At 70.9% G+C, this 13,562-nt stretch carries 7 protein-coding genes; 6 read left to right on the forward strand and 1 reads right to left on the reverse strand.

What is annotated here, in order from left to right; translation table 11 throughout:
* Positions 1 to 233: 233 nt before the first annotated feature.
* Entirely contained in the window at positions 234 to 1,940 is a 1,707-nt protein-coding gene (locus tag ABZV38_RS19590; protein ID WP_356328558.1) for a glycerol-3-phosphate dehydrogenase/oxidase, read from the forward strand.
* A 17-nt stretch (positions 1,941 to 1,957) separates the two neighbouring features.
* Here ABZV38_RS19590 and ABZV38_RS19595 read toward each other — a convergent pair whose 3' ends face one another.
* On the reverse strand, positions 1,958 to 3,025 hold the full coding sequence (locus ABZV38_RS19595; protein WP_356328560.1) for a serine hydrolase domain-containing protein: 1,068 nt from the start codon (positions 3,023 to 3,025) through the stop codon (positions 1,958 to 1,960).
* Positions 3,026 to 3,144: 119 nt separating this feature from the next.
* On the opposite strand from ABZV38_RS19595, the gene ABZV38_RS19600 reads away from it, so the two are divergent.
* The 5 genes from ABZV38_RS19600 (at position 3,145) to ABZV38_RS19620 (ending at position 13,507) form a co-directional block, all read left to right on the forward strand.
* A complete protein-coding gene (locus ABZV38_RS19600; RefSeq protein WP_356328562.1) occupies positions 3,145 to 5,133 on the forward strand; it encodes a serine/threonine-protein kinase in 1,989 nt (662 codons plus the stop codon).
* Positions 5,134 to 5,305: 172 nt separating this feature from the next.
* Positions 5,306 to 8,071: a protein kinase gene (locus ABZV38_RS19605; protein WP_356328564.1), complete on the forward strand. Its 2,766-nt coding sequence runs from the start codon at positions 5,306 to 5,308 to the stop codon at positions 8,069 to 8,071.
* Positions 8,072 to 8,197: 126 nt separating this feature from the next.
* A complete protein-coding gene (locus ABZV38_RS19610) occupies positions 8,198 to 9,847 on the forward strand; it encodes a serine/threonine-protein kinase (protein ID WP_356328566.1) in 1,650 nt (549 codons plus the stop codon).
* A 146-nt stretch (positions 9,848 to 9,993) separates the two neighbouring features.
* On the forward strand, positions 9,994 to 11,610 hold the full coding sequence (locus ABZV38_RS19615; protein ID WP_356328567.1) for a succinic semialdehyde dehydrogenase: 1,617 nt from the start codon (positions 9,994 to 9,996) through the stop codon (positions 11,608 to 11,610).
* Between the two features lie 49 nt (positions 11,611 to 11,659).
* Positions 11,660 to 13,507, forward strand: a complete 1,848-nt coding sequence (locus tag ABZV38_RS19620; RefSeq protein WP_356328569.1) for a GMC family oxidoreductase — start codon at positions 11,660 to 11,662, stop codon at positions 13,505 to 13,507.
* Positions 13,508 to 13,562: the final 55 nt, after the last annotated feature.

Below are 13,562 nucleotides of genomic sequence, written 5' to 3' on the forward strand. Positions count from 1 at the left end.
CCCTAAGACCATGAAGGCAGAAAGCGCAACCGCTGGGGACAGTGCAATGTCACACTAGGCGTAAATATGACCTATATGTCGCATTGTGCGGCTCTCGTTGACCGGGTGTTGTCCACAGGCGGTGGCTGAAGTCGCGGACCGCGGACAGAATCGAGTGGTGGGCACGGGCACCCGACCCCCTCGGTCGGACCGCATCCCCGTGCCGGACCACCCCGATCTACCGGGAGGCAGCAGTGAGGACAGCGACACTGGGACCCGCGGAGCGTGCCGAGGCGCTCGCCGCGCTGGCCGAGCGCGAACTGGACGTGCTGGTCGTGGGAGCGGGTGTGGTCGGCGCCGGGACGGCGCTGGATGCAGCCACAAGAGGACTCTCGACCGGACTGGTCGAGGCGCGCGACTGGGCTTCCGGCACGTCGAGCAGGTCGAGCAAGCTGATCCATGGCGGACTGCGCTATCTGGAGATGCTCGACTTCGCGCTCGTACGGGAGGCACTGAAGGAGCGCGGGCTGCTGCTGGAGCGGCTGGCCCCGCACCTGGTGAAGCCCGTGCCTTTCCTCTATCCGCTGCAGCACAAGGGCTGGGAGCGGCTCTACGCCGGTTCGGGTGTCGCGCTGTACGACGCGATGTCGGTGTCGTCGGGGCACGGTCGCGGGCTGCCCGTGCACCGGCATCTCTCCCGTCGCCGCGCCCTGCAGGTCGCGCCCGCGCTCAAGAAGGACGCACTGGTCGGAGCGTTGCAGTACTACGACGCCCAGATGGACGACGCCCGCTATGTGGCGACGCTGGTGCGCACGGCCGCCGGCTACGGCGCGCACGTGGCGAACCGGGCGCGGGTGATCGGCTTCCTGCGGGAGGGCGAGCGGGTCGTCGGCGCGCGGGTGGAGGACGTCGAAGCGGGCGGGGAGTACGAGGTCAGGGCCAAACAGGTGGTCAACGCCACGGGGGTGTGGACGGACGACACCCAGGCGCTGATCGGCGAGCGTGGACAGTTCCATGTCCGGGCGTCCAAAGGAATCCATCTGGTCGTCCCGAAGGACCGCATCCACTCCTCGACCGGTCTGATCCTGCGGACCGAGAAGTCCGTGCTGTTCGTGATCCCGTGGGGGCGCCACTGGATCGTCGGGACGACGGACACCGACTGGGACCTGGACAAGGCGCATCCGGCGGCGTCCAGCGCCGATATCGACTACTTGCTCGAACACGTCAACTCGGTCCTTGCCACCCCGCTGACCAGGGACGACGTCCAGGGCGTCTATGCCGGGCTGCGGCCCCTGCTGGCCGGTGAGTCGGACGCGACCAGCAAGCTCTCGCGCGAGCACACGGTGGCGCACCCGCTGCCGGGGCTCGTGGTCGTCGCGGGCGGCAAGTACACGACGTACCGGGTGATGGCGAAGGATGCCGTCGACGAGGCGGTGCATGGTCTCGATCAGCGGGTGGCGGACTGTGTCACGGAGGACATCCCGCTGCTGGGCGCGGAGGGCTACCGGGCTCTGTGGAACGCGCGGGCGAGGATAGCGGCTCGCACCGGGCTCCATGTCGCCCGAGTGGAGCATCTGCTGAACCGGTTCGGATCCATGACGGAGGAAATCCTCGAACTGATCGTTGCCGACCCCTCGCTCGGCGAGCCGCTGCCCGCGGCGGACGACTATCTGAAGGCCGAGATCGTCTACGCCGCTTCGCACGAGGGGGCCCGCCATCTCGACGACGTACTGACGCGGCGGACCCGGATCTCCATCGAGACCTTCGACCGGGGTACCCGCAGCGCGGCGATCTGCGCGGAGTTGATGGGGCCGGTGCTGGGGTGGAACAAGAGCCAGATCGAGCGGGAGGTGGAGCACTACGAGAAGCGCGTGCAGGCGGAGCGGGAGTCGCAGCGCCAGCCGGACGACCAGACGGCGGACGCGGCGCGGCTCGGAGCGCCGGACATCGTGCCGGTCTGAGCCGGTCCGCTCAGCCCTCAGCGAGGTCGGCAGAACTCGGCGTCGAGGAGGGCCGGTTCGAGGGTCGCATCGGACAGGCTGTCCGTGTTGATGCGGAACGTCAGGGTGTGCCGGCCGTCGCGGGTGGCGGCGGTGCGGACATAACTGCCCGCTATATGGCCGTTATGACCCCAGACGGTGGTGCCGCAGGAGAGCTTCTGCGGATAGATGCCCATGCCATAGATCCCGTCTGCCGCAGCGGTGTTCAGCAGGGTGTTCAGCTGGGCGGGCGGGAGCAGGCGCCCGCCCAGCAGGGCCGCGTAGAAGCGGTTCAGATCGGCGAGCGTGGAGATGAGCTCGCCCGCGGCGCCCGCGGCGCGCGGGTCGAGGGCGGTGACATCGCGGAGGCTGCCGTCGGCCGGGTCGCGGGAGTAGCCGCGGCCGTGCGGTGCGGGCAGCGCGGTGCGGGAGCCGGGGAGCGACGTGCCGGTGAGATGAAGGGGATTGATGATGCGGCGGCGGATCTCGGTGGCGTAGCTGTGTCCCGTGACGTGCTGAACGACGAGGCCGAGCAGGACGTAATTGGTGTTGGAGTAGGCGAAGCCGCCGGTGGTGTTCGTGGGGCGATGGGCGACGGCCGTACGGACCGCAGCGGTGGCGGTGACGGGGTGGGCGTCCGTGTCGGCCGTGTAGTCGTACAGTCCGCTGGTGTGGGTGAGCAGGGCGCGCAGGGTGATGCGGCGGCCGTCGTTGCCGTGCCCGTGCACCAGCCCTGCCAGATGCCGGTCCACGGTGTCCGACAGCTGCAGCCTGTGCTCCCGGGCGAGTTGGAGGACGACCGTGGCGACAAAGGTCTTGGTGATGCTGCCTGCCCGGAACCGGTCCTGCCGCCGGATGCCGGGGCCTGTCGAACGGTATGTGCCGTAGGCGGCGGAGGGGGCGCGATGGGCCAGAAGCGCCGCGGTCGGAGCGCCGCCCCGGGCGACGAGCCGGGGAAGGTAGGAGGCTGCGGGAGTCAGATGTGGTTCGCTGGGCAGGCTCGCCGTTCCGAGGCCGAGCAGTGTTATTACCAACGGGGTGACGAGCAGCGCCCTGAAAATCGGCATGGCAGGGAGTCCCTTCCTCCGGCCACATCATGACGGACCACGGACCCGGCCCCATGACCGGTCCCGGGGTGAGGGACAATGAACGCTCTGCCAGGGCGGGTTGATCGCAGAGGGGACGCATGTCGGAGGCGGAGCAGGCGCGGGAGCCCCAACGGGACACGGATGGACGTCTCCTTGCGGGTAGGTACCGGCTCGGGGAGGTGCTCGGCCGGGGCGGTATGGGCACGGTCTGGCGTGCCGTCGACGAGACGCTGGGCCGCACGGTGGCGGTCAAGGAGCTGCGGTTCCCGTCGGCCATCGACGACGACGAGAAGCGCCGGCTGATCACACGCACTCTGCGCGAGGCGAAGGCGATCGCCAGGATCCGCAACAACGGCGCGGTGACGGTCTACGACGTGGTCGACGAGGACGACCGGCCGTGGATCGTGATGGAACTGATCGAGGGCAAGTCGCTCGCCGAGGTGGTGCGCGAGGACGGTGTGCTGACGCCGAAGCGCGCGGCCGAGGTCGGCCTTGCCATCCTCGACGTGCTGCGCCTGGCGCACCGCGAGGGCATTCTGCACCGCGATGTGAAGCCGTCCAACGTGCTGATCTCCGAGGACGGCCGGGTCGTCCTGACCGATTTCGGCATCGCACAGGTCGAGGGCGACCCGTCCGTCACCTCGACGGGCATGCTCGTCGGCGCCCCCTCGTACATCTCGCCGGAGCGCGCCCGCGGGCACAAGCCGGGACCGCCCGCCGACCTGTGGTCGCTCGGCGGACTGCTCTACGCGAGCGTCGAGGGCTGCCCGCCGTACGACAAGGGGTCGGCGATCGCGACCCTGACCGCGGTGATGACCGAGCCGCTCGACCCGCCGAAGAACGCGGGTCCGCTGGAGGAGGTCATCTACGGCCTGCTCGCCAGGGACCCGGAGCAGCGGCTCGACGACGCGAGGGCGCGCGCCCTGCTCAACGATGTGATCCACGCGGCCGACAAGCCCGCTCCCGTGGTGCCCCCGCCGGCCGACTCCACCCAGGTGATGGCGCTGCCCGACCGCGTCGGCGCCCCCCGTACCAAGGGGGCGTCGAAGCGCGGAGAGGCCGGGGAGGGCGCGCGTGAGCGCCTGCGCGGAGCGCTGCGTTCCGTACGGAACGCGAAGGCGGCGCCCGGCGCCGGTGCGGGTGTGGCTGTTGCCGCCTCGACGTCTGCTTCTGCCGCTTCGACAGCGCCGCGGACTGCCCCGTCGGCTCCTGCCCGGCCCACGGCTTCGCCGGCCTCCGCCGCCGGTGGCGTACCCCCGCAGCGTCCGGGCGGCTCATCGAACGCACCGGTCCGGGCGTCCATCACGGATGTGGTACCCCGCCGCACCCTGGCGATCATCGCGGCCGTCATCGCGCTCGCCGTGCTCGGCACGGTCCTTGCGCTCACGCTCGGCGGGGGCGACAAGGGCAACGAGAGCAGCAGTTCGGGCAAGGGCGGCACCTCCGTCTCGGCGGGCGGCCCCTCCGGCGACACCGACAAGGGTGACGCAAGTGGCAAGGACCAGGGCCAGGCCCCGAGCAACGATCAGGGCAAGGACACGTCCAAGGGCAAGGACAAGGGCAAGGACGACGACTCGGGCAAGGGGTCGGATGGCTCCGGGACCGGGAGTTCGAAGGCCGACGACGCGCTGCCCGACGGGTACAGGACGGTCACCAACAAGCAGTTCCACTTCACGATGGCGATGCCCAAGAACTTCACGCGCTACAAGATCGCGGGCAGTAACTCGGGTCAGATCTATGCCGTCGACGGTGGATTCCCGCGCGTCCAGATCGACTACAACAGCTCTCCCGGGCAGGACGCCGCTGCCGCCTGGAACGCCGCGAGGAGCGCGGTCGCGGCCAGCAGCGACGGCTACCGGCACCTCGGGATAAGGAAGATCGAGTTCAACGGCTACCCGACCGTCGCCGACTGGGAGTTCGAGCGTACGCAGCAGGGCCAGCGGATCCGGGTACTGAACCGTGGTTTCCGGGCCGACGACACGCACGGCTACTCGATCATGATCAGCTGCAAGGCGAGTGAGTGGAACAGCAAGGAGTGCCGGACGCTGCGCGAGACGGCCTTCGCCACATTCAAGCCCAAGGACTGAGCGATGCCGGCTTGCGTCGACCCTGCCGCACGTCCGGGGCTTGCCACGTATGGTGAGAGCTTGAGAACCGTACGCAGCCGAATGCATGGGTCAATTGCACAGTAAGTGACCGCAATTGACGGGTTGGTACGGGGTTCGTGGCCGGGGGGACAGCGCGCTCTGGGGAGGCGTCGTGGACGACTACGCGGGTCGGGTGCTTGCCGACCGCTACCGCCTGCCGCTGCCTCCGTCCGACGAGTACGAGCTGGTCGAGACCCGGGCGTTCGACACGGCCAGCGGCCAGGAAGTCCTGGTGCGCCAGGTGCCCTTGCCGGAGGTCGTGGACGCCGAGGTGCTCGACGCCGACGGGCTGCCCTCGGCGGCCCGGCGGACCACCGGGCGTGCGGTGCGGCGGTCCACGGACCCCGCGGTCCGGCGCGCGATCGAGGCCGCGCAGGCCGCCGCCCAGGTGCCCGACCATCCGAGGCTCGACCAGGTCTTCGACGTGTTCGCCGAGGACGGGTCGCTCTGGATCGTGAGTGAACTGGTCGCGGCCCGCCCGCTGGCTGCCCTGCTCGCCGAGCGGCCGCTGAATCCGTACCGGGCCGCCGAGATCGGCTCCGATGTGCTGACGGCCCTGCGGGTGCTGCACGCGCACGGCTGGACCCACCGGAACATCACCGTCCGTACGGTGCTGATCTGCGACGACGGACGCGTCGTGCTGACCGGCCTGGCGGCCGGGGCGGCGGAGGAAGCGCTGTGCGGGTATGTACCGACGCCGCAGCCCGACGACGAGGACGCGTACGGGCCGCCCGCGGTCGAGTCGGGCCCGACCGGCCCGTACGTTCCGCCCACCGCGTCGCTGCCGCCCGCCGGGCCGGCCGAGACCGCTGGACACACCGGGACGGCGGGGCTGAGCGAGACCATCGATCACCCGGCCGAGTCCGTCGATCCGGTCGATCCGGTGGGGCTGCCGGCCTCGCGCCGCCCCGCCGGTGAGCTGGAAGGCGTACGACGGCCGCTGAACCCCGACCTTCCCGGCGCGGGCAGCGCCGCGGAGCTGCGGGCAGCGCGCGCCGGAGCCATCGCCGCCTACCGGGCGGGCGCCCGCGCCGCCGCACGCGTCAGCGAGGACCGGCGACAGGCCGGGACGCGCGAGCCGGCGGAAGCGGAAGAGACGGGCATCCTTCCCGTTCAGCGCCCCGGACGGCCCGACACCGGCCGGCTGCAGCTGACGGGCGGCTGGGGCCCCACCGCCGACGACCCGTACGACGACGAGGGCGACGACGAGGACGGTAACGACAACGAGTACGGCGTTCCGTACGGCAGCGACAGGGGCGACGACGGCAACGGCGGTCACCATGGGCAGGGGCCGCCAGGCCTGCGGATGCACCTGACCGGCACCTGGGGCGACGGCGCCGACTTCGGGCGCCCCGTTCCCGCCGGAGGCTCCAGCGAGGACGCCCTGCGCGCCGACGCCCGGCGCCATGGCAGCACCTCTGCAGCGGAACACCGGCAGCCGCAGCCTCAGCCGCAGCAGGTCACCTCCGGCCGCTGGGACGACATCGTCGCCGGTGGCCGGGGAACTTCCGCCTACCGCGGCCCCGCCACCACCCTGGCCGCCGAGCGCGCCCGTCAGGCCCGGATCGCCGTCGTCGGCGCCGTCACCGAGCGCTGGGCGCCCGAGCAGGCCGGCCCGGTCCACGAGAACTGGCAGCTGGCGCCGCCCATCGGCCCCGCCACCGACCTCTGGGCGCTCGGCGCCCTGCTCTACCGCGCCGTCCAGGGCCACGCCCCGTACCCCGAGGAGAACGCGGCCGAGCTCGTCCAGATGGTCTGCGGCGAGCCGCCCGCCTTCGCCGAGGAGTGCGGTCCGCTGCGCCCCGTCGTCGAGTCGCTGCTGCGCCAGGATCCCACCGAGCGGCCGGACTTCGAGGAGCTGCGCGGCTGGCTGCGCTCTCTCGTACGGTCGGCGCCCGAGCCCGAGGCCGGTCTCGACGTCGTGACCCTGCCGTCCTTCGACGACACCCGGCTGCCCGTCGTACGCCGCCGGGGCGAACTGGTCCGTAAGCGCCGCGGCCGCCCGGGCAGCACCTCGGCGCACGGCCGTCACCGCCAGACAAGGGAGAGGCCGGACCGGTACGAGCGGTCACGGGCCGGAAGAGCGCCCAGGACTCCGCGTGAGCCCAAGGGCCCCAAGGCGTTGCGCACCCCGCCCCGTTCGCAGCAGGGTGACGGGCGCACGCCGCGGCGGCTCGGGCGGCTGCTGCTCGTGCTGATCCTGCTGGGCCTGGCCGCGGCCATCGCGTACGCCGTGATGTTCATGCCCAAGTCCGGCACCGGCACCGGATCCGACTCGAAGGGATCGGCGCCGGCTGCCACGGACAGCGGCGCCCCCGGCACATCCGACGGGAAGGCGCCGTCGGAGTCGCCCCGGTCGTCGACGACACCGTCGCAGTCGCCCGGTACCCAGAAGCCGCAGACCAGCCGCTCCGCCGTCGCGCTCGCCCCCGGATACACCCTGCGCAAGGACGAGGAGGGTTTCGAGGTCGGTGTGCTCAAGGGCTGGCAGCGCAGCCCCGCGGGCGCGGACCGGCAGATCCGGTACGGCAGCGACGGATTCAGTCTGCTGGTCGTGCCGGGGCGCGACACGGTGAAGGCCAACGGCGGTGATCCCCTGGTCTACCAGCGCGACAAGGAGCGGGAGTTGCAGCCCTTCCGGGACTCCAGCTGGTCCTCGGCGACGGGACTGCGCCGCATCGACGTCGGCCGACAGGCGATGGCGGAAGGCCAGTTCACCTGGCAGGACGACACCGGACGCGAGGTGTACGTCCGCAACCTCGCGATGATCGTCGACGGCCGCTACCACGTACTCCAGGTGATCGGCCCGGACAGCGAGCGCGACAAGGTGACAGCCATCTACGAACAGGCCATCGCCTCCTACCGCGTGACGTCCTGAACCCCCGGCAGGAACACGGCCGGCCGGGCGACAAGCATCACAGTGAGGTCTCGTGAGCGATGCGAGGTTCCGTGGCCGTACATCCCCTCCGTAACCTGGCAGCCGAAGGAAACGGGGCGGGGACACGTGGATCGATCACAGGGAACGGGCGCGGGGCTGGTACTGGCCGGAAGGTACCGGCTCGGTGAAGTCCTCGGGCGGGGCGGCATGGGCAAGGTCTGGCGTGCGCACGACGAGGTGCTGCACCGCACGGTGGCGGTCAAGGAGTTGACCGCCGGGCTGTACGTCGCGGAGGCCGACCGGGTCGTGCTGCACGCCCGCACTCAGAAGGAGGCCCGCGCGGCGGCGCGCATCAGCCACCCCGGCGTGGTCACCGTCCATGACGTGGTCGAGTACGACAACCGGCCCTGGATCGTCATGCAGTACGTCGACGGGCCGTCACTCGCCGACGCAGCCAAGGAGAGCGGCGAGATCGCGCCGCGCGAGGCGGCCAGGATCGGCCTCCATGTGCTCGGCGCCCTGCGCGCCGCGCACAGCGCCGGTGTGCTGCACCGGGACGTGAAGCCCGGCAACGTGCTCCTCGCCCGTGACGGTCAGGTGCTGCTCACCGACTTCGGGATCGCCGCGATAGAGGGTGACTCGACCATCACCAGGACCGGCGAACTGGTCGGCTCCATCGACTATCTGGCACCCGAACGGGTACGGGGCGGCGACCCCGGCCCCGCGTCGGACCTCTGGTCCCTCGGTGCCACGCTCTACGCCGCGGTCGAGGGGTGCTCGCCGTTCCGCCGCACGTCCCCGATCTCCACCATGCAGGCCGTCGTCACCGAGGAACCGGCGCCGCCCGCCCGGGCCGGGGCGCTCGCACCGGTGATCATCGCTCTGCTCCGCAAGGACCCGGCGGAACGGCCGTCGGCGGCCGAGACGGAACGGATGCTGCTGCAGGCGATGGAGGGGCGCGAGCCCCGGGCGGCGCAGGCCTACGTCCCGACACAGCGGGTGTCCGAGGAAGTCCTGCGCTCGATGAGTCCGGACGGCACGGTCGGTACGGTCGGCACCGGAGCGGAATCACCCGGCGCCGTCCCGCAGTTCACCATCTCGGCCCCGGTGACCCGTCGCAGGAGCGGCCGTTGGCGTACGGCGATCCTGGTCGTCACCCTCGCCGCACTGATCGGCGGCGGCGCCGGGCTGGCCGCGATGAAGTACGGCGACAACTCGGGGAGGGACTCCACCGGGAGCGGTTCGGTGCACGAGAGCAGCACCCCGCCGCGGTCCTCGCCCGAGGCGTCGAAGCCCGCACCGTCCACCGAAGCCGTACCCGACGGCTGGCACCGGGTGGACGACCCCGAGGGATTCAGCCTGGTCGTCCCCGACGGCTGGAAGCGCCGGGCGGACGGTCAGAACGTCGACTACACCCCGGACGACGGCAACCACTACGTCCGGATCAGTGTCGACCCGGAGCCCGACTTCGAGAACTCGTACATGCACATGCTGAACCTGGAGACGAGCCTCAGCCGGCGGCTGCCCGGTTACGAGCGCAAGACCCTCCACTCCAAGTACTACCGCGATCGGCCCGGCTCCCTCTGGGAGTTCACCTGGACCGAGTCCAAGGACCACCCGGGCCCGCGCCACGCGATCGACCAGATGTACTACGAGGAGGAGGGCGGGCCGGAGTACGCGTTGTACATGACGGGTCCGGCCGCCGACTGGGACACCACCCGGGACCGGTTCGACACGATGCTGCGCGGCTGGCACGCACCGGCCGGTACCGGCTGAGACTGCCGGGATTCCACCGGCCACAACCGCAATAGCTCCCTGATCAGGGGCTTTGTTGCCAGTGATCACTGGCTCGTTTGTGGGGAGTGTGAAAACCTATTACCGACGGGTACCCAAAGCGGGTGGCTGGACATACCCTCGCCCTCATGACGGACTCGCAGGCATCTGCCGCCCCCCTCGGTACCAACCCCGTGGCCGCCGTGCCCGCGGGCGTGCGCACGGCCGCCGATGTGGTGACACCCGAGGTGATCGCCCAGCTGACCCGTGGTGTCGTCGGCTCCGGCCGTACCGCGAACCACACCCCGTTCACCGGGGAGAAGCTGGCCGACCTGCCCGAGTCCACGCCCGAGGACGTCGCCACCGCCTTCGAGCGGGCCCGCGCCGCCCAGCCCGCCTGGGCCGCCACCCCCGTCCGGACCAGGGCCGCCGTCCTCCTCCGCTTCCACGACCTCGTGCTCGAGCGGCAGGCGGAGGTCCTCGACCTCATCCAGCTGGAGACCGGGAAGGCCCGACTGCACGCCCACGAGGAGGTGCAGGCGGTCGCCGTCTCCGCCCGGCACTACGGGCGCAGGGCGTCCGCGTATCTGAAGCCGAAGCGGCACACCGGTGTCGTACCGACGCTGACCAAGGTCACCGAGCTGCGCCAGCCGCGCGGTGTCATCGGCCAGATCGCGCCGTGGAACTACCCGTTCGAACTCTCCGTCGGCGATGCGCTGCCCGCGTTCGTCTCCGGGAACGCCCTCGTGATGAAGCCCGACACGGAGACCGCGCTGACCGCCCTCTGGGCCCGTGACCTGCTGATCGAGGCAGGGTTGCCCGCCGAGGTGTTCCAGGTCGTCCTCGGGGACGGACCGGTCGTCGGTCCCGAGGTCGTCAAGCACGCCGACTACGTCTCGTTCACCGGCTCCACCCGCACCGGCCGCGAGGTCGCCCAGGGCGCTGCCGCGCGTCTGGTCGGCGTCTCGCTGGAGCTCGGCGGCAAGAACGCCATGCTGGTCCTCAAGGACGCCGACGTGGAAAAGGCCGCCGCCGGCGCCGTCCGCGCCTGCTTCTCCTCCGCCGGACAGCTCTGCATCTCCATCGAGCGGCTGTACGTCCACGAGTCGGTCGCCGACGACTTCGTGGAGCGGTTCGCCGCCCGTACGAAGGCCATGCGGCTCGGCAACTCCCTCGCGTACGGCGCCGACATGGGTTCGCTCGTCGGTGAGCGCCAGCTGGAGACCGTCACCCAGCATGTCGCGGAGGCCGTCGAGAAGGGCGCCACGCTCGTCGCCGGTGGTGTCGCCCGCCCCGACATCGGCCCGCTGTTCTACGAGCCGACCATCCTCGACGGCGTCGAGGCGCCGATGGCCGTCTGCACCCAGGAGACCTTCGGCCCGGTCGTCTCCCTCTACCGCTTCTCCGACGAGGACGAGGTCATCGCCCTCGCCAACGCCACCCCGTACGGCCTGAACTCCAGTGTCTGGACCAAGGACGCCAAGCGCGGCCACCAGGTCGCCGCCCGGCTGCGTACCGGCACGGTCAACATCAACGAGGGGTACGCCCCCGCGTACGGCAGTGTGCAGTCCCCGATGGGCGGCATGAAGGACTCCGGTCTCGGCCGGCGGCACGGCTCCGAGGGCATCCTCAAGTACACCGAGGCCCAGACTGTCGCCCAGCAGAGGCTGATCCCGCTCGCCCCGTCCTTCGGGATGGACGACGAGAAGTACGCGGCGTTCATGAGCCGCAGCCTGAAGGCGATGAAGGCGTTCCGCCTGCGCTGACCCCCGTAACACCGCGGCATCTTCTGCCCTTTTCGTACCGAGGAGAGCCATGTCCCAGGACAGCCCTGCCCAGAATCAGGCCGAACCGGCCGGTGAGACCGATGACGACGCGGCGTACGACTACGACGTCCTTGTCGTCGGCTCGGGCTTCGGCGGTGCGGTGTCGGCCCTGCGGCTGACCGAGAAGGGGTACCAGGTCGGGGTCCTGGAGGCGGGCCGCCGCTTCACCCCGGGCACCCTTCCCAAGAACTCCTGGGACATCAAGAACTACCTGTGGGCTCCCGCACTCGGGCTCTTCGGCATCCAGCGTGTGCATCTGCTCGGCAATGTGATGGTGCTCGCGGGGGCGGGCGTCGGCGGCGGCTCGCTCAACTACGCCAACACGCTGTACGTACCCCCGGCACCGTTCTTCGAGGACCGGCAGTGGGCCGCCATCACCGACTGGCAGGACGAGCTGGCGCCGTACTACGACCAGGCCAAGCGGATGCTCGGAGTCCGGCTCAACCCGACGATGACCCCGTCCGATGTCCATCTGAAGGCGACCGCGCAGGCCATGGGGGTCGGCGACACCTTCCATCTCGCCCCGGTCGGCGTCTTCTTCGGCGACGGCAAGGACGCCGACGGTACGGCGAGGGCGAAGCCCGGTGAGACGGTCGCCGACCCGTACTTCGGCGGCGCGGGGCCCGCCCGCAAGGCCTGCACCGAGTGCGGGGAATGCATGACGGGCTGCCGCCACGGCGCGAAGAACACCCTCAACGAGAACTACCTCCACCTCGCCGAGAAGGCCGGAGCGGTCATCCACCCGATGACCTCCGTCGTCGCGATCACGGACGACCCGGAGGGCGGTCACCACGTCACCACCGTCCCGACGGACCGCCGCAGGAAGGGCAAGCCGACGCTGCTGCGCGCCCGCAAGGTGGTCGTCGCGGCGGGCACGTACGGCACCCAGACCCTGCTCCACACGATGAAGGACCAGGGGCTGCTGCCCCGGCTGTCGTCGCGGCTCGGCGAGCTGACCCGTACCAACTCCGAGGCGCTCGTCGGCTCGCAGACCAGCGACCGCCGCTACCGCAAGAAGCACGGCACCGCGAAGGCCGACTTCACCCAGGGCGTCGCCATCACCTCGTCGATCCACCCCGACGAGAACACCCACATCGAGCCGGTCCGCTACGGCAAGGGCTCCAACGCCATGGGCGCGATGTCGATCCTGCAGGTGCCGTACGGCGGTCGCCGGGTGCTGGGCTGGCTCGGCAACATGGCCAGGCACCCTGCCCTCGCCGTGCGGTCGCTGTCCAACCGGCGCTGGTCGGAGCGGACCATCATCGGCCTCGTCATGCAGTCGCTGGACAACTCCCTGACGACGTACCGCAAGCCCGGCGGTATCGGAAAGGGCCTGCTCACCGCCCGCCAGGGGCACGGCGCGCCCAACCCGACCCAGATCGAGGAGGCCACGCGCAGCGCCTCGCTGCTCGCCGAGGAGATCAACGGCTTCGCCGGGTCGAACGTCGGGGAACTCATGGGCACCCCGCTCACCGCGCACTTCCTCGGTGGCTGCCCGATCGGTGCGAGCGCCGATGAGGGGGTCATCGACCCGTACCACCGGCTGTACGGGCACCCGGGCATCTCGGTCGTGGACGGCTCGGCGGTCTCCGCGAACCTCGGCGTCAACCCGTCGCTGACCATCACCGCGCAGGCGGAGCGGGCCATGTCGCTGTGGCCCAACAAGGGCGAGGCGGATCCGCGTCCGGCGCAGGGCGAGGCGTACGAGCGGCTGGCGGCGGTCGAACCGAAGGCACCGGCGGTGCCGAAGGAGGCCTTCGGCGCGCTGAAGCTGCCGTTCCTGGGCCTGCCCGCGGTCCCGCCGAAGAAGAGCGCGGACAGGAGTGCGGAGAAGTAGGAGAGGAGCAGGGCAGCAGAAAGGGGCTGCACCCCCCTCCGAGTGCAGCCCCTCA

The sequence above is a fragment of the Streptomyces sp. NPDC005181 genome (assembly GCF_040608395.1).
Classification (GTDB): domain Bacteria; phylum Actinomycetota; class Actinomycetes; order Streptomycetales; family Streptomycetaceae; genus Streptomyces.